Source organism: Streptomyces misionensis, from assembly GCF_900104815.1.
Classification (GTDB): Bacteria; Actinomycetota; Actinomycetes; order Streptomycetales; family Streptomycetaceae; genus Streptomyces; species Streptomyces misionensis.
The window spans coordinates 7,259,503-7,280,463 of record NZ_FNTD01000004.1 but is presented as its reverse complement, the minus strand read 5'-3'; the positions used below and the strand labels follow the sequence as shown (position 1 = coordinate 7,280,463).

Genomic DNA, 20,961 nt, shown 5'->3' with positions numbered 1-20,961 from the left:
GCCTTTCGTCGTGCGGGACGCGCGCGGCGCTCCGGTCAGTAGCGGACGGGCAGCGCGGTGAGGCTGCGGTTGAGGAGGGAGGGCTGCCAGGTCAGGGAGCCGGGGTCGGTCAGGGTCAGACCCGGGTGGTCGCGGACCAGCGTGCCCACCGCGGCGACGGCCACCAGCCGGGCCAGCGCGGCGCCGATGCAGAAGTGGGCGCCGAAGCCGAAGCCGAGGTGGGTGGCGCCGGTGCGGCGCACGTCGAACCGGCCGGGGTCGGGGAAGCGGGCCGGGTCGCGGTTGGCGGCGGCGGTCACCAGGAAGATCCGGTCGCCCGCCCGCAGGGTGTGCCCGTCCAGCTCCAGGTCGGAGACCGTGGTGCGGATGGACATCTTGGACGGTCCGTCCAGCCGCAGCGTCTCCTCCACGGCGCCCTGTGCCAGCCCGGGGTCCTCGCGTACGGCGGCGAGTTGACCGGGCCGGGTGTGCAGGGCGAGGACCGTGTTGGCGATGAGGTTGCTGGTGGTCTCCCCGCCGGCGAACGCCATCTGGGTGAGCATTCCGACGAACTCCTTCTCGGTGACCGACTCGCCGACCCGGCCCTCCGCCAGCACCTGGCTGATCAGGTCGTCGGCGGGTTCGGCGCGCCGCCGCGCGACCAGGGCGGCGAGGTAGTCCTCCAGGCTGACCAGCGCCTGGAGGGAAGCGCGGTACTCGCTCTCCTCCTGGGCGGTGCCGAGCACGAGGTCGGCGACGCGGGCGTTCCAGTACCAGAAGGCGGCGGCGTCGGTGCGGGGGATGCCGAGCCAACGGGCGAACACCAGCGCGGGCAGCGGCTTGGCCACGTCGGCCATGAGGTCCCCGGTGCGGCCGGGGACGGCCTTGCGGGCGAGGACGGCCCGGGTGGCCTTCTCGGTGAAGGCCCGGTAGCGGGCCACCGCCCGCGCGGCGAACGCCTCCTGGAAGACCTGGCGCAGTCTGCGGTGCTGCGGCGGGTCGTTGAACACCATCCAGCGGGACAGGATCCCGAAGGCCCGCTCGGCGTCCTCGCGGGCGCCCTGCGGTACGGCGTCCATCAGGGGCCGCACCCGGTCGGCGGAGACCGCGGGGTCGCGCAGGCAGCGCATCACCTGGTCGTAGCCGGTGACCAGCCAGGCGTGGTGCATCGGGCTCCAGTGCACCGGGGTGTGCTCCCGCAGGGCGTCGAGCCGCTCGTAGGGGTCGGCGATCATGTCCGGGGCGAGCAGGTAGCGCTCCTGGAAGGGGGCGGCGGTGGTCATCGGTTCTCCCCCGTCCGCTCCTGGACCGCGACGAGGATGTCGGCGATGCCGGACACCCGCGGCGCGGCCATCATCGACATGTGGTCGCCCTCGCTGATGTGCAGGGTGAGTCCGTCGCCGGCCAGTTCGCGCCAGCGCTCGACGTAGGTGTCGTAGTCGACGTCCAGGCCCGGCATGGTGCGTCCCCGGGGCAGTCCGGCCGCCTCGCTGCCGACCACGAGGTGGATGTGGCCGGGGTAGGGGCGGACCTCGTACCCGGCGAGGGCGGCGAGCAGCGAGTGCCACACCTCGATGGGCGCGTTCTCGACGAGGGCCGCCTCGGCGGGGCTCATGCCGGCGCCGAGCAGGGTGGCGGTGAGTTCGGCGGTGGCCCGGTCGCGCTCCGGGGAGGGCGGCAGCTGCCGGATCCGGTCGCGCTGGCGCCAGGCGGTGCGCAGGTCGTCGGTGACGCCGTTCAGGCGGGCACGGGCGGCCGGGTTGGGCAGATAGGGCTCGACCAGGACCAGCGGCGCGACCGGGTGGCCTGCCCGGTGCAGCTGGGTGGCCATCTCCAGGGCGATGTTGGCGCCCATGGACCAGCCGAGCAGGGCGTGCGGGCCCCGCTCGCCCCGGTCGGTGATCTCGGCGACGTAGTTGGCCGCGATCCCGGTGACGGTGCTGGGGTCGACCCCGCCGAGCAGTCCGCGCGCCTGGAAGGCGTGCACGGGCCGGCCGGGCGGCAGGGCGCGGGCGAGCGGCACGAACCAGGCGGCGCTGCCGCCGGTGGGGTGCACGCACCACAGCGGCTCGCCCGTGCCCTCGCGCAGCCGCACCTCGGAGGTGACGGCGGCGGGCAGCCCGTCTTCGGCGGTGCGGGCGGCGTGCGCGGCGAGCTGGGCGATGGTCGGGTGCTCGATCAGGTCGCCGACGGAGACCGTGAGGCCGCGGGCGGCGGACATCAGGGAGACGCGGACGGTGGACAGGGAGCTGCCGCCGATGCGGAAGAAGTCGTCGTGGACGCCGATGCGGGCGAGGCCGAGGACCTCGCGCCAGATCTCGGCGAGGATCTTCTCCGCCGGGGTGGCCGGGGCCACGTACGCGGTGTCGGACCGGTCGAGTTCGGCGGGCGGCAGCGGCAGCGCCCGCTTGTCGATCTTGCCGCTGCGGTTGACGGGCAGCTCGTCGAGGAGCACGAACCGGGCGGGGATCATGTAGGAGGACAGCGAGGCGCGCAGGGCGCGGCGCAGTTCCTCGGGCGTGGGGCGTCCGGGGCCCCGCGCGACCAGGTAGGCGACGAGCGCGGGTTCGCCGCCGGGCAGGTCGGTGCGGTGCAGGACGACGGCCTGGCGCACCTCGGGCAGCGCCCGCAACGCGTGCTCGATCTCGCCGAGTTCGATGCGGAAGCCGCGCAGCTTGACCTGGGAGTCGCGGCGGCCGAGCCATTCCACGGAGCCGTCGGGCCGGTGGGTGCCGAGGTCGCCGGTGCGGCACAGCCGCTCGCCGGGGAGCCCGTAGGGGTCGGGGACGTAGGTGGCGGCGGTGAGCGCGGGCCGGCCGAGGTAGCCGCGGCCGACGGCCCGGCCGCCGAGGTAGATCTCGCCGGGGACGCCCGCCGGGACCGGCTGGAGGTCGTCGTCCAGGACGTGGATGCGGGTGTTGCGGATCGGGGTGCCGATGGGCGGGTGGCCCTGGCCGGGGCTCAGTTCGGCGGCGACGGACCACACGGAGGTCTCGGTGAGGCCGTAGACGTTGTGGAAGCGGCGGCCCCGCGACCAGACGTCGGCGAGTTCGGCCGGGCAGGCCTCGCCCGCGACTTGCAGCACCCGCAGTTCGGGGAAGTCGTCCTCGCCGAGCACGGCGAGGGCGCTGGGCGGCAGCATGGCGCAGGTGACGCGGGCGCGGCGCAGGGTGCGGGCGAGGTCGGGGCCGGGGCGCAGGTCCTCCTTGGCGGCGGTGACCAGCCGGCCGCCGTTGGCGAGGGACCAGGTGAGTTCCAGGACGGAGGCGTCGAAGCCGAAGGAGGCGAACTGGAGCACCCGGTCCTCGGGGGTGGGGCGGACCAGGTCGCGCTGGCCCTCCAGCATGTTGGACAGGCCGCGGTGCGGCAGGGCGACGCCCTTGGGGGTGCCGGTGGAGCCGGAGGTGTAGATGATGTAGGCGAGGGTGTCGGCATCGGGTTCGCGGCCCGGCACGGGCTCCAGCGGGGCGGCGGGGACGTCCAGGTGGAGCACGGGACCGTCGAAGGGCACCGTGCCGTCGAGGGACCGCTGGGTGAGCAGGACCCGCATGCCGCTGTCGTCGGCCATGAACTTGAGCCGCTCGGTGGGGTGTTGCGGGTCCAGGGGCAGGAAGGCGCCGCCGGAGCGGAGCACGCCGACGGCGGCGCGCACCAGGTCGGGGCCGCGTTCGGCGCAGATGCCCACCACGGTCTCCGGGCCGACCCCGAGCAGCCGCAGCCGCCGGGCCAACTGTTCGGCCTGCTCGTGGAGTTCGCCGTACGTCACCCGCTGCCCGTCGTGTTCGACGGCGACGGCGTCCGGGGTGCGGGCCGCGTGTCCCGCGATGTGCTCGTGGAACAGCAGGGGCGAGGAGGGGAGTTCGGGTCCGCGCGCCCACTTCCCAAGCGCGGTGGTGCGGGCCTCGCCGGTGAGGGCGGGCCGGGTGACCCGGGCGTCGGGTGCGGCGACCATGGCCTCCAGCTGGGCGCGGTACACGTCGGCCAGCTGCTCGGCGGTGGCGGGGGTGACGAACTCCGGGTCCACGTCGAGGGTGAAGGCGTTGACGCTGGCGTTGACCAGCAGCGGGAACATGGTCCGGGCGATCTCCAGGGAGTCGTCCCAGGAGTCGTGCGACAGCCGGTGGAAGTTGACGTAGTTGAAGACGGCGTCGGTCAGGTCGGGCTCGGTCGGCCGCAGCCGGGCGATCCCGACCAGCGGCACCCTGCGGTGCGGCAGCATCTCCTGTTCGGCCGCGAACACGTCCCGCAGATAGGCGCGCCAGCTGCCGCGCGGGCGGGCGACGCCGAACGGCACGGTGTTCAGGAACAGTCCGCGCATCCGGTCCGCGCCGGGCACCTCGGGCCGTCCGTTGGTGACCAGGCCGATGCTGTGGCCGAGTGCGCTCTCGTCGCGGTCGGCGAACAGGCTCATGGTGTGGTGGAAGGCGGTGAGCAGCACGGTGCGGCGGGGCACTCCGGCGTCCTTGGCCAGCTTTCCGATGCGCTCGGCGAGGTGGGCGTAGGACCGGCGGACCTCGTGCACCGGCTGCCGGCCGGCCCCGGCGGCCCCGGCGCGCCGCCGGAAGGTCACCGGGCGCAGGTCGGCGAGGCGTTCGCGCCAGTACGCCAGCGACTCCTCGCTGTGCAGGGCGGCCCGTTCCAGGGCCACGTACTCGGCGAACGGCGGGGCCTGCGGGGGCCGGGGCGCGGTGGCGTGGGCGACGGCCTCGCGGTGCAGGGCGAGCAGGTCGGCGACGAGCGAGGTCAGGCTCCAGCCGTCCAGCACGACGTGGCAGTCGGTGAGCACGAGCCGCAGGTCGTGGTCGGTGACGTGGTGCAGGTGGATGCGGACCAAAGGCGCGGCGGACAGGTCGAAGCGGTGCTCGAACTCCTCGTCCACGAACCGGCGCAGCCGGGCCCGCTGCTCCTCGCGGGTCAGGCCGCGCAGATCGGTGTAGCCGACCCGCAGGCGGGCGTCGCGGTGAACGAGCTGGAGGGGTTCGCGGTAGGTGACGAGGTCGACGGAGCTGCGCAGGATGGGGTGCACGGCGACCACCGCGTCCACGGCGGCCTGGAACGCGTCGAGGTCGAAGCCCTCGGGCACGGTGATCTTCAGGTCGGTGACGTTGTGGTAGGCGCCGCGCCGGGGGTCGGCGAGCATCTCGTGCAGCATGCCGGCCTGGAGCATGGTGAGCGGGTAGGCGTCGTCCAGGCCGTCGGGCAGCCGGCCCGCGTCGGCGGGGTCGAGCTGGGAGAACGGGGCGACGGGGGCCGGAGCGTCGACGGCTTCCGTGACGAGGGCGGCGAGGTCGGCGAGGGTACGGGTGCGGAAGACGTCGGCGACGGTGAAGCCGAGCCCGGCGAGCCGGCCGAGGCCGACCAGGCGCAGCGCCAGGATGGAGTCGCCGCCCAGTTCGAAGAAGTTGTCGGTGCGGCCCACGTGTTCGGCGCCGAGCACCTGGCTCCACACCCCGGCCAGCGCCTGCTCCACCGGTCCCCGCGGCGGCACGTGGGCGCCCGGTCCGGCCGAGGCGGGGGCGACGGCGGTCAGCGCGTTCCGGTCCACCTTGCCGTTGGCGGTCAGCGGCAGCCGCTCGTGGCGGACGAACAGCGCGGGGACCATGTAGTCGGGCAGGGTCAGCCGCAGCCCCTCGCGCAGGGCGGGCGGATCGAGCGGGCGGCCCTCCGGGGTGACGACATGGGCGACCAGGCGGGCGGTGTCGCCGTCGCGGCGGGCCACCACGGCCACGTCGGCGACGCCGGGCAGGGCGCGCAGGGCGGTCTCGATCTCGCCGGGTTCGATGCGGTAGCCGCGGATCTTCACCTGGTGGTCGGCGCGGCCCACGTAGGCCAGCTCGCCGTCGGGCAGCACCCGTACGAGGTCGCCGGTGCGGTACATGCGGGCGCCGGGCGCGCCGAAGGGGTCGTCGAGGAAGCGTTCGGCGGTCAGCTCGGGCCGGTTGCGGTAGCCGCGGGCCACGCCGCCGCCGGAGACGTACAGCTCGCCGGTGCTGCCGGGCGGCACCAGCCGGCCCCAGGGGTCGAGGACGTACCCGTGCTGCCCGGTGAGCGGGCGGCCGATCGGGGAGCGGACGGCGCCGTGGACGTCCCGCTCGGTGATGGCGCGGAAGGTGACGTGCACCGTGGTCTCGGTGATGCCGTACATGTTCACCAGGGCGGGCCGCTGCCCCGGGGTGGCGAACCAGTCCCGGTAGTCGCGGACGTCGAACGCGTCGCCGCCGAACACCACGGTGCGCAGCGGGAGTTCGGCGAAGCCGTGGCCCGCGTCCCGGAGGTGGGCGCGCAGCCCCTTGAAGGCGGCGGGGGTCTGGTTGAGGACGGTGACGCCCTCCTCGCGCAGTACCCGGTGCACGGCGGCCGGGTCGCGGACCTGGTCCGCGCCGAGCACGACCACACGTCCGCCGCTGGTCAGCGGCGCCCACAGCTCCCACACCGAGAAGTCGAAGGCGGGCGAGTGCATCAGCGTCCACACGTCGTCCGGGCCGAAGTCGAAGTGCCGGTCGGCGGCGGCCAGCAGCCAGGCCAGGTTGCCGTGGGTGATCTCGACGCCCTTGGGGCGGCCGGTGGAGCCGGAGGTGTAGATGACGTAGGCGAGATCGTCGGAGGCCGGGCGGACGTCCTCGGTGACCGTCGCGGTCTCGTGCCGGTCCTCCTCGTCCACCAGGACGAGCCGGGCCGGCAGCCGGTCGACGGCGCCGCGGGTCGCGGTGTCGGTGACGATCCACTCGATGCCGGAGTCGGTGACGGTGAACTCGCGGCGGGCCTTGGGGTGGGAGGGGTCGAGCGGCAGATAGGCGGCGCCCGCGCGCCAGACGGCCAGCAGGGCCACGGCCAGTTCGGGGGTGCGGTCGAGGCAGACGCCGACCAGGGAGCCGCGGGTGACCCCGGCCGCGCGCAGCCGGGCCGCCAGGCGGGAGGCGCGGGCGTCGAGCCGGGCGTAGGTCAGCTCGTGGGTTCCGCTGACGGCGACGGCGTGCGGGGTGCGGGCGATGTGCTCGGCGAGGCGGTCGGGGGCGGTGCGCGGGGCCGGGTGGAGGTCCTCGCCGGTGTGGGCGGGTCCGTCCGGGCCGAGCAGGTGGGCGCGCTCGGCGGGGGTGAGCGGGTCGATGGCGCTCAGCGGTGCGTCGGGGGTGGCGCAGAACGCCTCCAGCAGGTTCACGGTGTGCCGGGCGAGGGCGCCGATCGAGGCCGCCTCGAAGAGGTCGGGCCGGTACACGAACGCCAGCTCGGTGCGGCCGTCGCCGTCGCGCAGGTCGAGGGTGAGGTCGAACTTGGCGGTGGTGAGGTCGATCCGGTACGGCGTCCCCTTCGCCGCGCCCAGGTCGAAGCGGGCGGCGGTGGTGTCGGTGTGCGTGTAGAGGACCTGGACCAGCGGGTTGCGGGCGAGGTCGCGCTCGGGGCTGAGCGCGTCGACGACCCGCTCGAACGGCAGCGACTGGTGGGAGAACGCCTCCAGGACCCGCTCCCGGGTGCGGGCGAGCAGCGCGGCCGGGGTGGGGTCGTCGGACAGATCGCCGCGCAGCACCAGGGTGTTGACGAAGAACCCGACGACCTGTTCGGTCTCGGCCCGCTCGCGGTTGGCGACGACGGTGCCGACGGCGATGTCCCGCTGCCCGGTGTGGAAGGCCAGCGCGGCCTGGAAGGCGGCCAGCACCGTCATGTACGGCGTCGTCCCCGCGCGCCGGCCGAGTTCGGCGAGCCTGCCGGACAGCGCGGGCGGCAGGGTGACGGTATGGGCGGCGCCCCGCCCGCCGGGGGTGTCGGGGCGGGGGTGGTCGGCGGGCAGCTCCAGCGGGCTGAGGCCGGCCAGCCGGGTGCGCCAGTGGTCGAGGGCGGCCGATTGGTCGGCGGCCCGCTGCCACAGGGCGTAGTCCGCGTAGTCCAGGGGCAGTTCGGGCAGATCGGCGGGGCGGCCCCCGGTCTCGGCCAGGTACAGCTCGGTCAGGTCGCGGACGATCAGGCCGAGGGACCAGCCGTCGGAGACGATGTGGTGCATGCCGAGGACCAGCACGTGGTCGTCGTCGGCGGCGCGGACGAGGGTGGCGCGGAAGGCGGTCTCCCGGGCGAGGTCGAAGGGGCGCAGCGCGGCGGTGTGCGCGGCGGCGGCCAGCCGTCGCTCGCGCTCGGCGCCGGGTGGGGCGCCGGCGTCCACCACGTGCAGGCAGCCGGCGTCCGGCGGCAGGATCCGCTGGTACGGAACGCCCTCGTGCTCGGGGAAGACCGCCCGCAGCTGCTCGTGCCGGTCGGTCAGCCGGGTGACGGCCGCACGCAGCGCGGCCAGGTCCAGCGGGCCGGTGAGGCGCCAGGCGGCGGGCAGCAGATAGGTGGCGGCGCCGGGGTCGAGGCGGTCCAGGAAGTACAGGCGCTGCTGCGCGGGCGACAGCGGGATGCGCTCCGGGCGGGGCCGGACCCGCCGCGGGCCGTCGTCGCGTGCGGCGGTCCGGCCGCTCAGCCGCTGCTCCAGCAGGCGCCGGGCGGCCGGGGACAGTCCGGTGGCCGGGGTCTGGCCGGTGGCGGCGGGGCCGGGGCGCACGTCGGATGTGGTCATGGGGGCACTCCGATCTGAACTCTGTCGGGAGGAAGCCTGGTTCGGGGCGGTGGCGCCCTCAGAAGTCGGCGGTGAGCGAGAGGTCGATCTCGTCGTCGCTCATCTGCGAGATCAGCTCCAGCAGCCGGCGTTCCACCTCGGCGGCGAGGCGGCCCACCGTGGGGTGTTCGAAGAGGTCCCGGACCTGGAGCGGGCAGTCGAAGGCGGTGCGCAGCCGGGAGGCGACCGCGACCGCGCGCAGCGAGTGGCCGCCCAGCGCGAAGAAGTCGTCGTGGACGCCGACCCGGGGCAGGTCCAGCACCTCGCACCAGATCTGGGCGACGACCGTCTCGGCCGGGGTGCGCGGCGCCACGAAGGCGTGCGGTTCGCGGGCGGCGGGCTCGGGCAGGGCGGCGGTGTCCAGCTTGCCCTGCACGGTCAGCGGCAGCGCGTCGAGGAGGACGAGCGCCGACGGCACCAGGTAGTGCGGCAGTTCGGCCCGGCAGTGGGTCTCCAGCGACTCCTGTGACAGTCCGTCGCCCACGACGTAGCCCACCAGGGCGGGCTCGCCGCGCAGGTCGCGCACGACGACCGCCGCGCCCCGCACCCCGGGGTGCCGCCGCAGCACCGCCTCGGCCTCCTTGGGTTCGACGCGGAACCCGCGGATCTTCACCTGGTCGTCGTTGCGGCCGAGGAACTCCAGCTCGCCCGTGGGCAGTCGGCGTACGACGTCGCCGGTGCGGTACAGCCGGCCGCCGAGCGCGCCGAACGGGTCGGGCACGAACCGTTCGGCGGTCAGCCCCGGTCGTCCCAGATACCCTCGCGCCAACTCGCTTCCGCCGACGAGGAGTTCGCCGGGGACACCGGCCGGGGCGAGTTCGCCCGACGGGTCGACCACATAGGCGTGGCGGCCGCCCAGCGGCCGGCCGATGGGCACCCGGCCGGCCGGGACGGTGCCGACCGTGTGCGCGGTGGCGGAGATCACCGCCTCGGTGGGGCCGTAGGTGTTGAGCACGGGCACCCGGGGCAGGTGCGCGAACCAGCGCTCCAGCGGGTCGGCGGGCAGTGCCTCGCCCCCGGTCACCAGCAGCCGCAGGGACGTCAGGCGCGGGGCCAGCAGGTCCAGCCGGGACACCAGTTCCGCCCAGTAGGACGGGGTCAGCTCCATGACGGTGACGCGTTCGGCGGCGACCCGTTCGGCCAGTTCCTCGGGGGCCCAGATCTCGTCCGGGCGCACGACCACCGTGGCGCCGGTGCTCAGCGCGGGCAGGATCTGCTCCAGGGAGGCGTCGAACGAGGTCGAGGCGAAGGTGAGCACCCGGTCGTCCGCGGTCAGCGCGAACCGCTCGCGGGCCGTGGCCACATGGGCGTCGAGGGCGTGGTGTTCGACGCCGACGGCCTTGGGGCGGCCGGTGGAGCCCGAGGTGAAGATGACGTACGCCAGGTCGCCGGGGTCGGCCGTCCGCCGGGGGCCGTCGGGCCGGGGCCGTACGTCCTCCACGGCGACGGCCGTCACCCCGAGGGCGGTGACGAGGTCGCGGGTGTGCGCGTCGGTCACCACGTGCCGTGCCCCGGCCTCCCGGAGCATGTAGCGCAGCCGCTCCTCGGGCAGCCGGGCGTCGAGCGGGACGTAGACGCCGCCCGCCCGCCAGACGGCGAGCATCGCGGCCACGGACCACACGCCCCGTGCGACGCACACCCCGACGGGGTCGCCGGGGGCCACTCCCCCGTCGGCCAGCGCGGCGGCCAGTCCGCCGGTCAGGGCGTCCAGCCGGGCGTAGTCCAGCGTGGTTCCCTCGCAGACGACGGCGGGGGCGTCCGGCCGGCCGGTCACCCGCAGCCGGGGCGCGGCCGGCACCTCCCGGCCCGCCGTCGCCACCAGGACGTCGCGCTCCCCGGGGGACAGCAGGCAGGCGGCGTCGACACGGGCGCCGGGGTCGGCGAGCACGGCCTCCAGCAGCCGGCCGACATGGCGGGCGAAGCGGGTGGCGGTGGCCGCCTCGAACAGGTCGGCGGCGTACTCGACGTTCAGGGCGAAGCCGCCGGGGCGCACCACGAAGGTGGCCGTGAGGTCGAACTTGGCCGACTCCCACGGGAGCCGGAAGTCCGCGGAGTCGAGTCCCGGCAGTCCGGAGCCGCCCGTGGAGCCGTCCTGGACGTCCACCATGACCTGGAACAGGGGGTTGCGGGACAGATCGCGTTCGGGGCGCAGCCGTTCCACGACCCGCTCGAACGGCACCTCCTGGTGGTCGAAGGCACCGAGTACGACGTCCCGCACCCGGTCCACCAGCGCGGCGAAGGTGGGCCGTCCCGACAGGTCCGTGCGCAGCACGACGGTGTTGACGAAGAAGCCGATCAGGGGTTCGAGTTCGAGGCGTCCGCGGCCGGCGACGGGGGTGCCCACGGGGACGTCGGTCTGCCCGGACCAGCGGGACAGCACGGCCTGGGCGGCGGCCAGCAGCACCATGAAGCGGGTGGCGCCGCGCTCGCGGGCGAAGCCGTCCACGCGCGCCACGAGTCCGGCGGGCAGCTCGACCTCGACCGCGCCGCCCCGGCCGGTGAACGCGGCCGGGCGGGGCCGGTCGGCGGGCAGGTCCAGGGTGGGCGTCGCCGCCAGCGTCCCCTCCCAGTAGGCGAGTTGGTCCTCCAGTGCGCCGCTGTCGGCGCGCTCGCGCTGCCAGACGGCGAAGTCGCCGTACTGCACGGGCAGTGGCGGCAGTCCGGCGGCCCGTCCGGCCCGCCGGGCCGTGTAGTGCCGGGCGAGTTCGTCCAGCAGGACGCCCTTGGACCAGCCGTCGGTGACGGCGTGGTGCAGGGCGAGCAGGACCACGTGGTCGTCCTCGGCCAGCTCCCACACACCGGCCCGCAGCAGCGGCGGGCGGGCGAGGTCGAAGCGGCGCGTGGCGAGGTCCGCGGCCCGCCGCCGTACGGCGTTCAGCCGGGCGGCCTCGTCCGGGCCCGCGGGCGCGGCCTCCCAGTGCAGCGGGACGGTCATGGGGTCGCAGACCTGCTGCACGGGGCGGCCGTCGGACTCGATCAGCGCGGTGCGCAGCACCTCGTGCCGGGCCACCAGGTCGTCCAGCGCCTGCTGCCAGGCGGCGCGGTCGAGTCCGCCGCGCACCCGTCGGCAGTACCAGAGCAGATAGGAGTCGCCGCGGTCGGAGGTGCGGTCCAGGAACCAGAGGCGTTCCTGCGCGAAGGACAGCGGCAGCGGCCGGGTCCGGTCCACGGGGACCACCTCGGTGGTGCCCGACGCGCGGGCGCCGGCGACGCGGGGGGCGAAGCCGCGCACGGTGGGGTGCTCGAAGAGGGTGCGCAACTCGACGTCCCGGCCGAGCCGCCCGGCGATCCGGGAGACCGCCATGGTGGCGAGCAGGGAGTGGCCGCCCAGGTCGAAGAAGCTGTCGTCGATGCCGATCTCGTCCACTCCCAGGACGTCGGCCCACACCTCGGCCACGAGGCGTTCGGTCTCGTCGCGCGGCGCGGTGCCCGCGGGGTCCGCGGCCGTGCGGGACCGCTCGGGATCGGGCAGGGCGCCCCGGTCGAGCTTGCCGGAGACACCGACCGGGAGGGCGTCCAGGACGACGATGTCCGAGGGGACGGCGTAGTGCGGCAGCTGACGCGCGCACCAGGCCCGCAGCTCCGCCCGGTCGGGTGGCGTCGGCGCGTCGGGGGCGGGGACGACGTAGCCGATCAGGGCGCGTCCGGTGGCCCGGTCGGGGCGGGCGGCGGCCGCGGCGACCAGCGGGCAGGCCCGCAACACGGCCTCCACCTCGCCGAGTTCGACCCGGAAGCCGCGGATCTTGACCTGGTCGTCGCGGCGGCCCGCGAACTCCAGCTCGCCGCCGGGCGTCCAGCGCACGAGGTCGCCGGTGCGGTACAGCCGGTGGCCGGGCGGGCCGTACGGGTCGGGCACGAAGCGCTCGGCGGTCAGCGCGGGCCGGTTGAGGTACCCGCGGGCCACCTCGGTGCCGCCGATGAGGAGTTCACCGAGGACGCCGACCGGAACCTGCCGGTCGTCGGTGTCCACCACGTACACCCGCCGGTCGCCGAGCGGCCGGCCGATGGGCACGCTGCCGGCGGGCGGTTCACCGGCGTCGTGGGTGGTGGCGGTGACGGTGGTCTCGGTGGGCCCGTAGGCGTTGCAGACCCGCGCCCACGGCACGGCGGCCCGCCAGACGGCGAGGGTGTCGGCGGGAACCGTCTCGCCGCCGAGGACCAGCAGCCGCAGCGGGGCAAGGGCCGCGGCCAGCCGCCGGTCGAGGCTGAGGGCCAGTTCGGACCAGTAGGTGGGCGGCACGTTGACCACGGTCAGGCCGTACCGCTGGACGATCTCCGGTACCTGGGTGGGCAGCCAGGGCTCGTCGGGGCGCATCACCACGGTGGCGCCCGAGGTGAGGGCGGGCAGCACCTGGTCGAGGGAGGCGTCGAAGGAGAAGGAGGCGAAGGCCAGCACCCGGTCGGCGGCGGTGATGCCGAGGCGCTGCCGGGCGGCGGCCACGTGGGAGGCGAGCGCGGCGTGCTCGACGCCGACCGCCTTGGGCCGGCCGGTGGAGCCGGAGGTGAAGATGACGTGGGCGAGCTGCCGGGGGTGGGGCCGCGGGCGGGGGCCGCCCGGATCGGGTGCGACGGTCGTGACGTCGACGGTGAGGGGGGCGAGCGGGCCCGCGGCGGCGGCCGTGGCCGGTTCGGCGACGACGCAGTGGAGCCCGGTCTCCTCGGCCATGAACGCCAGCCGCTGTGCGGGCAGTTCGGGGTCGAGGGGCACATAGGCGCCGCCCGCCCGCCAGATCCCCTCGATGGCGGCGACCGACCACAGGCCGCGGCGCAGCAGCACGCCCACCGGGCTGCCCTCGGCGACGCCGGCCTGTCGCAGGGCGACGGCGAGTCCGCCGGACAGGGCGTCGAGTTCCGCGTAGGTGGCGCTGTCGTCGCCGCACCGCAGCGCGGTCGCCTCGGGCCGGCCGCTGAACGCGACCGGTTCCGGGGGCGCGGTGGGCCGGTCGGGGGCGTGGTGCCACTCGGGGCGGGGGCGGGCGGGGGCCCCGGGTCCGGCGGGCAGGGCGCGGGCCAGCTCGTGCACGGGGACGGCGGGGTCGGCGAGGACGGCCCGCAGCAGTGCCACGTACGCCCGGGCGAAGGCGCGCATGGTGGCGGCGTCGAACAGGGCGGTGGCGTACTGGAGGACGGCGGCGATGCTGCCGTCCGTGCGCAGGGTCAGGTCCAGGAAGACGTCGAGGGGCGTCTCGGTCAGCGGCGGCTCGACCAGGGTCGCCTCCAGACCCGGCATCCGCACCGGCCGGATCGGGGAGTTGAGCAGGGTGAAGGAAGCCTGGGCGAGCGGGTGCCGGGACAGGTCGCGGGAGCCGCCCAGCGCGCCGACCACCAGGTCGAAGGGGGCCTCGGCGTGCGAGAGATCGGCCGGCACGCGCCCGCGCACCCGATCCAGGAGCGTGTCGAAGCCGGGCCGCCCGGACAGGTCCGTGCGCAGTACGACGGTGTTCACCAGCGGGCCGATCAGCTCGGCGGCGCCCCGCTGGGCGCGGTCGGCCAGGGTGCTGCACACGGCGACGTCGGTGCGGCCCGACCAGTGGCCGAGGAGCGCCTGGTAGGCGGCGAGCAGCACCATGTAGCGGGTGGCGCGCCGGGAGCGGGCCAGGCCGTCGACGGCGGTGACCAGGTCGGCGGGCAGGTCGAAGCGGACGACGTCGCCGGCGCCGTCCCAGCGGCGGGGCCGGGGCCGGTCGGTGGGCAGGTCCAGCGGGGTCAGCCCGGCCAGCCGGTCCCGCCAGTGCCCGAGCAGCCGCTCCAGCCGCTCACCGGTCAGCCGCTCGGCCTGGGCGCGGGCGAGGTCGGCGTACTGCCGGGCGGGCGGGGCGACGGTCTCCCCCCGGTATCCGGCGGCCAGTTCGTCGAGGAGGACGCCCCAGGACCAGCCGTCCACGGCGATGTGGTGGACCTCGATCAGCAGCAGGTGCTCGTCGTCGGCGACGCGGGCGAGGGTGGCGCGCACCGGGTGCTCGGTGCGGAGGTCGACCGGGCGGCCCAGGCAGTGGGCGTACAGGTCGGCGGGCCCGGCCGCGGTGATCCGGCGCAGCGCGAGTCCGGCCGGGGCGTCCACGACCGGCACCGGCTCGCCGTCGACGGCGGTGAACCGGGTGCGCAGCACCTCGTGCCGGGCGACGATCCCGCCGAGGGACCGTTCCAGGCGGTCGGCGTCGAGGGTGCCCCGCAGGCGCAGGACCAGCGGAAGCATCGAGCCGGCGGCGGAACCCGCCAGCTGGTCCAGGAACCACAGCCGGCGCTGGGCGAAGGATGCCGTGCGGGTGTCCACGTCGTGCGGTGCCCCCTCGGGGGCCGGGCCTGTTGTCACTGTGAGCCTCCCAGCCGTGTTTCCCAGCAGCGTGCCGCCGCTCGCGCACGGCCCCCAGGGAAGAAGAGGCAGCGGTGTGAGCAGAGTCGGCTGCGGTTCCGGGGAGGTGGCGGGAGGTCCGCGCGGTCGGCCGGGGGGCGGTCTCGCCGGCCGCCACCGGCGGGGGCAGCGCGAAGGGCGGCACCGGGAGTGGGGTCCCCGGTGCCGCCCTCCGGCGCGCGCCCGCGCGCGCGTCCGGTCTCCTACCGGCCGGTGTGGATCCGCAGCCATCCGTGCGGGTCCGGCACCCGGCCCTGGTGCAGATCGCTCAGCGCGTCGCGCATCTCCAGGGTCAACGGGCCCGGCTTGCCGCCGCCGATCGTCCAGCGGTCGGTGCCGTCGCACACCTCGCCGACCGGGGTCACCAGCGCCGCCGTGCCGCAGGCGAACGTCTCCGTGACGAGACCCGACGCGCTCTGCGCGCGCCACTGCTCGACGGAGACCCGCTCCTCGCGCACGGTGTAGCCGCGCCGGGCGGCGAGGGTGAGCAGGGAGTCGCGGGTGACGCCGGGCAGCAGGGTGCCGGTGAGCGGCGGGGTGACCACTTCGGCGGTGGGGCCCGTGCCGCGGACGAAGAAGAGGTTCATGCCGCCCATCTCCTCGACCCAGCGGCGCTCCACCGGGTCGAGCCAGACCACCTGGTGGCACCCGGCGTCGGCCGCGGCCCGCTGGGCCAGGAAGGCGCCCGCGTAGTTCCCGGCGCACTTGGCCTGCCCGGTGCCGCCGGGGGCGGCCCGCGAGAACTCCCGGCTGACGAGCACCGACACCGGATCGGGCCGGTCGGAGAAGAAGCCGCTGGTGACGAAGCCCAGCAGCAGGAAGGTGAAGGCGCGCGCGGGCCGCAGTGCCAGGCAGGGCTCGCTGGCGAAGAGCACCGGCCGCAGGTAGAGGCTCAGGGTGGGGTCGTCGGTGGGCAGGGCCGCGCCGTCGGCGCCGACGTAGGCGTCCACGGCCTCCAGGAAGAGTTCCTCGGGCAGCTCCGGCATGGCGAGGCGGCGCGCCGACTGCCGGAAGCGGTGTGCGTGGGCGTCGGGCCGGAAGGTGGCGAGCGTCCCGTCCGCCCTTCGGTGGGCCTTGAGCCCCTCGAACACCACCTGCCCGTAGTGCAGTCCGGCCATCGCGGGGCTGAACGCCAGGTCGCCGTGGGGCAGCAGGCGCGGGCGGCCCGCCCACCCGTGCTCGGCGGTCCATTCCAGCAGCACCATGTGGTCGGTGAACCGCTCCCCGAAGCCATGTCCCGTCGTCACCTGGGTGCTCCTCTCGTCAGACCAGCGGGGCGTAGAAGAAGGTGTCCCGGCTGCGGAACCTGCCGGTGTCGGTGAAGGTGAAGAAGTCCGCGAACCGCAGTGAGACCGAGCGGCCGTCGCGCAGGGTCCCCTCGAACGTGCCGTGCACGGCGGCCCCGTCCGCGTGCACCAGCGTGGTGGACAGGGTGTGCCGGCCCTCCTTGATGACGCGCTGCTCGCGGTAGAAGCGCTCCAGTTCGGTCCTGCCGACCAGCGGGTCGTAGCCGGGGCGGCGGTAGACGGCGTCGTGGTCGAAGAGTTCGACGAGGGCGGGTACGTCGCCGACGTCCACGAGCTCGTAGTAACGGCGTATGTGCTGTTCGGTGTTCATCCGCGGCCTCCTTCGGGTCATGCCGTCTGCGGGCGGGGGGCGCTGCCCTGGTCGGCGTCGGCCAGCCGCAGGGCCTCCTCGATCAGGGTTTCGACGATCTTCGACTCCGGTACGGTGCGCACGACCTCGCCCTTGACGAAGATCTGGCCCTTGCCGTTGCCGGAGGCCACGCCGAGGTCCGCTTCCCGGGCCTCGCCGGGGCCGTTGACCACGCAGCCCATCACGGCGACGCGCAGCGGGGCTTCGAGTCCGTCCAGACCGGCGGCGACCTCGGCCGCCAGTTTGTAGACGTCCACCTGGGCGCGGCCGCAGGAGGGGCAGGAGACGATGTCGAGCCGGCGCGGGCGCAGGTCCAGCGAGCGCAGGATCTGCTGGGCGACCTTGACCTCCTCCGCCGGGGGCGCGGACAGCGAGACCCGGATGGTGTCGCCGATGCCCTGGCGCAGCAGCGCGCCGAAGGCGACCGCGGACTTGACGGTGCCCTGGAAGGCCGGCCCGGCCTCGGTGACGCCCAGGTGGAGGGGGTAGTCGCAGGACTCGGCGAGGAGTTCGTAGGCGCGGATCATGACGACCGGGTCGTTGTGCTTCACGGAGATCTTGAGGTCGTGGAAGTCGTGTTCGGCGAACAGGCTCGCCTCCCACAGGGCCGACTCCACCAGGGCCTCCGGGGTGGCCTTGCCGTGCTTGGCCAGCAGCCGCTGGTCCAGCGATCCGGCGTTGACCCCGATCCGGATGGGCGTGCCGTGGTCCTTCGCCGCGCGGGCGATGTCCTTGATCCGGTCGTCGAACCTCTTGATGTTGCCGGGGTTGACCCGGACCCCGGCGCAGCCGGCCTCGATGGCGGCGAAGACGTAGCGCGGCTGGAAGTGGATGTCGGCGATCACGGGGATCCGCGACTTGGCGGCGATCAGCGGCAGGGCGTCCGCGTCGTCCTGCGAGGGGCAGGCCACCCGCACGATGTCGCAGCCGGCGGTGGTGAGTTCGGCGATCTGCCGGAGGGTGGCGTCGACGTCGGCGGTGACGGTGGTCGTCATGGACTGCACGGAGACGGGGTGTTCGCTGCCCACGCCCACGCCGCCCACGTCCAGTTGGCGGGTCGGCCGGCGCGGCGCGAGTGCCGGCGGGGGCATCGGCGGCATGCCGAGCTGGACCGTCATGGGGTTCTCCTGATCCGGTGCGGGAACGGGGGTGCGGGGTCTGCCGGGTTACTGGTCGGCGCCGACGGGCTGGGGGGCCGGGGCGTCGATGCGGATGTCGTCGTCGCGGTGGGCGAGCGCCTCGACCACGGCGCGGGCGATGCCGCGTCCGGTCAGTCCGCACGCGGCGAGGATGTCGCCGCGCCGGCCGTGGTCCAGGAAGCGCTGGGGCAGTGCGAGGGTGCGGGCCGGGGTGCGGGCGCCCGCCTCGGCGAGGGCCTGGGCCAGGGCGGAGCCGGTGCCGCCGGCGCGGCCGCCGTCCTCCACGGTGACGACCAGTCCGTGGTCGAGTCCCATGGTGACGAGGGCGGTGGGCACGGGGGCGATCCAGCGCGGGTCGACGACGGTGACGCCGAATCCGTGCTCTTCCAGCCGGTCGGCCGCCTCCAGGCAGACCCCGGCCATGGTGCCGACGGACACCAGCAGGACGTCGCGGGCCGCGGTGGCGGGGCGGCGCAGCACGTCCGTTCCGGCGACGGTGTCGACCGCCGCGACGGCGGCCGGGGCGGTGCCCTTGGGGAAGCGCAGCGCGGTGGGTCCGTCGGTGACGGCGACGGCCTCGCGCAGGGCGCGGCGCAGGGTGGCGGCGTCGCGCGGCGCCGCCACCCGCAGCCCGGGCACCAGCTGGACCAGGGAAAGGTCCCACATGCCGTTGTGGGAGGCGCCGTCGTCGCCGGTCACCCCGGCCCGGTCCAGGACGAAGGTGACCGGGGCGCGGTGCAGGGCGACGTCGAGCAGCAGCTGGTCGAAGGCGCGGTTGAGGAAGGTGGCGTAGAGGGCCACCACGGGGTGCAGGCCGCCCAGGGCGAGGCCGGCCGCCGAGGTGACGGCGTGCTGTTCGGCGATGCCGACGTCGAAGGTGCGCTCGGGGAAGCGGTCGGCGAAGCGGGACAGGCCGGTGGGCGCGAGCATGGCCGCCGTGACGGCGACGAGGTCGGGGCGCCGGGCGCCGAGTTCCTCCAGTTCGGCGGCGAACACATCGGTCCAGGCGGGGCCTTCGGCGGGGGCCGCGGGGGTGGCGGGCCGGGGGCGCACGGCGTGGAAGCGGTCGGTCTCGTCCTGTTCGGCGGGGGCGTGGCCGCGGCCCTTCTCGGTCAGGCAGTGCACGACGACCGGGCGGCCGAGGTCCGCCGCCCGGCGCAGGGCGCGCTCCAGGGCGGCGATGTCGTGCCCGTCGACCGGGCCCAGGTAGGCCAGCCCCATGTTCTCGAACACGCTGGGCCCGCCGTGTTCCCCGGTGCGCAGCCCGGCCAGGTGCTCGGCGAGGCCGCCGACCGTGGGGGCGTAGGAGCGGGTGTTGTCGTTGAGCACGACGATCACCGGGCGGTGCGGGGCCGCCCCGAGGTTGTTCAGACCCTCCCAGGCCATGCCGCCGGTCAGCGCGCCGTCCCCGATGACGGCCACCACCGCGCGGTCGGTGACGCCCTGGAGTTCGTGTGCCTTGGCCAGTCCGTCGGCGTAGGACAGGACGGTCGAGGCGTGCGAGTTCTCGATGACGTCGTGCTCGGACTCGGTCCGGGAGGGGTAGCCGGACAGCCCGCCGGGCTGCCGGAGGGTCCCGAAGGCCCCGGCGCGGCCGGTGAGGATCTTGTGGGCGTAGGTCTGGTGCCCGGTGTCCCACAGGAGCCGGTCGCGCGGGGAGTCGAAGACCCGGTGCAGGGCGATGGTCAGCTCGACCACGCCGAGGCTCGGTCCGAGGTGGCCCCCGGTACGGGTCACCTCATCGACGAGCAACCGCCTGATGCCGGCGGCGAGTTCCTCCGTCTGCTCGGGGGTGAGGGCGCGCAGGTCGTCCGCTGCGGGGACCGGATCGATCGACGTCATGACGGTTCCTGTTCTGGTCACAGGGCTTCATCGGCCAGTGGGGTGCTCGGGGTGCGACCGGTGCCCGGGTCGGCGAGCCGGCCGGGCAGGGCGAAGACGACGTCCTCGGGGGTTCCCCGGTCGACCTCGACGTGGGTGTAGCCGAGGCCGGCCAGCCGGTCGAGGAGCCCGCGGACGAGGGACTCGGGAGCGCTGGCGCCGGAGCTGACGCCGATGCGGGTGGCGGAGGCGAGCCAGGAGACGTCCAGGTGACCGGCGTCGGGCACCAGGTGGGCGGCGCTGCCCTGTTCTCGGGCGACCTCCACCATGCGGGCGGAGTTGCTGGAGTTGCGCGAGCCGACGACGAGGACGAGGTCGTTGCGGTGGGCCAGTGCCTTGACCGCGTTCTGCCGGTTCTGGCTGGCGTAGCAGATGTCGCTGCCGGCCGGTCCGACGATGTCGGTGAACCGGCGGTGCAGGGCCGCGACGACCCGCGCGGTGTCGTCGAAGGAGAGGGTGGTCTGGGTGAGGTAGGCCACCGGCGCGTCGTCGGGGAGGGCGAGCGCCGCCACGTCGGCCTCGCTCTCCACGACGAGGGTGTGGTCGGGGGCCTCGCCGCGGACGCCCTCGACCTCCTCGTGGTCGGCGTGGCCGACCAGCAGGATGGTCCGTCCGTCGCGGGCGTAGCGCAGGGCTTCCTGGTGCACCTTGGCGACCAGCGGGCAGGTCGCGTCGATCACGTCGAGCCGGCGGCGCGCGGCCCCGGTCCGTACGGCGGGGGACACCCCGTGGGCGGAGAAGACGCACACCGCGCCCTCGGGCACCTCCTCCTCGCTGTCCACGAACCGGGCGCCGCGCTTTTCCAGTTCGGCGACGACATGGTGGTTGTGCACGATCTCCTTGCGGACGTACACGGGCGCGCCGTGCATGTCGAGGGCGCGTTCCACGATGCCGATGGCGCGGCGCACGCCCGCGCAGAAACCGCGCGGTTCGGCCAGCGCGACGCTCTTGACGGGCTGTCGGGGCGCGGCGGTGCCGGCTGCTCCGGGGGTCGGCAGGCTGGTGGTGCTCATGGCGCGCTCCGTTCGGGGAGGTGGGAGAGGGGTCGGGCCGCGGGGTGGCCGGCGTGTCCGCCTGCCGGGGGGGACGGGCGTGCTCACCGCCGTCCCCCCGTGCCGGCCGCGGTCAGGCGGCCATCTGGCGGACGAGGCTCTTGGGCCGCATGTCGGTCCAGTTGGCCTCGATGTAGTCGAGGCAGGACTGGCGGTCGTTCACCGTGTACACGACCTCCCAGCCGGCCGGGACCTCGGCGAAGTCGGGCCACAGGGAGTGCTGGCCCTCGTCGTTGACCAGGACGACGTAGCGGCCCTCGGCGTTCTCGAACGGGTTCGTCATTTCTTTTCCCTTTCCTTTTCGAAGAGGTTCCG

Annotated in this window: 9 protein-coding genes; all 9 read right to left on the bottom strand. The window is 75.1% G+C overall.

Annotated elements, in window-relative coordinates:
- Positions 1–35 precede the first annotated feature (35 nt).
- On the bottom strand, positions 36–1,262 hold the full coding sequence (locus BLW85_RS34200) for a cytochrome P450 (RefSeq protein ID WP_074995109.1): 1,227 nt from the start codon (positions 1,260–1,262) through the stop codon (positions 36–38).
- Positions 1,259–8,527 (bottom strand): non-ribosomal peptide synthetase, encoded by a 7,269-nt coding sequence (locus tag BLW85_RS34195; RefSeq protein ID WP_079172517.1) that lies wholly within the window; start codon positions 8,525–8,527, stop codon positions 1,259–1,261. Before BLW85_RS34195 ends, BLW85_RS34200 begins: the two co-directional genes overlap by 4 nt.
- Before the next feature lie 58 nt (positions 8,528–8,585).
- Positions 8,586–14,879, bottom strand: coding sequence for a non-ribosomal peptide synthetase (locus tag BLW85_RS34190; RefSeq protein WP_079172516.1), 6,294 nt, complete (start codon positions 14,877–14,879; stop codon positions 8,586–8,588).
- 242 nt (positions 14,880–15,121) lie between these two features.
- Positions 15,122–16,165 carry a branched-chain amino acid aminotransferase gene (locus BLW85_RS34185; protein ID WP_074995104.1) on the bottom strand — a complete coding sequence of 348 codons (1,044 nt, stop codon included), beginning with the start codon at positions 16,163–16,165 and terminating at the stop codon, positions 15,122–15,124.
- Positions 16,166–16,181: 16 nt separating this feature from the next.
- Positions 16,182–16,535, bottom strand: a complete 354-nt coding sequence (locus BLW85_RS34180; protein ID WP_070027724.1) for a nuclear transport factor 2 family protein — start codon at positions 16,533–16,535, stop codon at positions 16,182–16,184.
- A 17-nt stretch (positions 16,536–16,552) separates the two neighbouring features.
- Positions 16,553–17,692: a flavodoxin-dependent (E)-4-hydroxy-3-methylbut-2-enyl-diphosphate synthase gene (gene ispG, locus BLW85_RS34175; RefSeq protein ID WP_074995101.1), complete on the bottom strand. Its 1,140-nt coding sequence runs from the start codon at positions 17,690–17,692 to the stop codon at positions 16,553–16,555.
- A 48-nt stretch (positions 17,693–17,740) separates the two neighbouring features.
- Entirely contained in the window at positions 17,741–19,555 is a 1,815-nt protein-coding gene (locus tag BLW85_RS34170) for a 1-deoxy-D-xylulose-5-phosphate synthase (protein WP_070027726.1), read from the bottom strand.
- Positions 19,556–19,572: 17 nt separating this feature from the next.
- Positions 19,573–20,607 carry a 4-hydroxy-3-methylbut-2-enyl diphosphate reductase gene (gene ispH, locus BLW85_RS34165; protein WP_079172515.1) on the bottom strand — a complete coding sequence of 345 codons (1,035 nt, stop codon included), beginning with the start codon at positions 20,605–20,607 and terminating at the stop codon, positions 19,573–19,575.
- A gap of 112 nt (positions 20,608–20,719) precedes the next feature.
- Positions 20,720–20,929: an MbtH family protein gene (locus tag BLW85_RS34160; protein WP_070027727.1), complete on the bottom strand. Its 210-nt coding sequence runs from the start codon at positions 20,927–20,929 to the stop codon at positions 20,720–20,722.
- Positions 20,930–20,961: the final 32 nt, after the last annotated feature.

Coding starts and splice junctions, on each gene's coding strand:
- BLW85_RS34170 (WP_070027726.1), bottom strand. CDS start 19,555: ATGACGTCGATCGATCCGGTCCCCGCAGCGGACGACCTGCGCGCCCTC.
- BLW85_RS34200 (WP_074995109.1), bottom strand. CDS start 1,262: ATGACCACCGCCGCCCCCTTCCAGGAGCGCTACCTGCTCGCCCCGGAC.
- ispG (WP_074995101.1), bottom strand. CDS start 17,692: ATGACGGTCCAGCTCGGCATGCCGCCGATGCCCCCGCCGGCACTCGCG.
- BLW85_RS34160 (WP_070027727.1), bottom strand. CDS start 20,929: ATGACGAACCCGTTCGAGAACGCCGAGGGCCGCTACGTCGTCCTGGTC.
- BLW85_RS34195 (WP_079172517.1), bottom strand. CDS start 8,527: ATGACCACATCCGACGTGCGCCCCGGCCCCGCCGCCACCGGCCAGACC.
- BLW85_RS34180 (WP_070027724.1), bottom strand. CDS start 16,535: ATGAACACCGAACAGCACATACGCCGTTACTACGAGCTCGTGGACGTC.
- ispH (WP_079172515.1), bottom strand. CDS start 20,607: ATGAGCACCACCAGCCTGCCGACCCCCGGAGCAGCCGGCACCGCCGCG.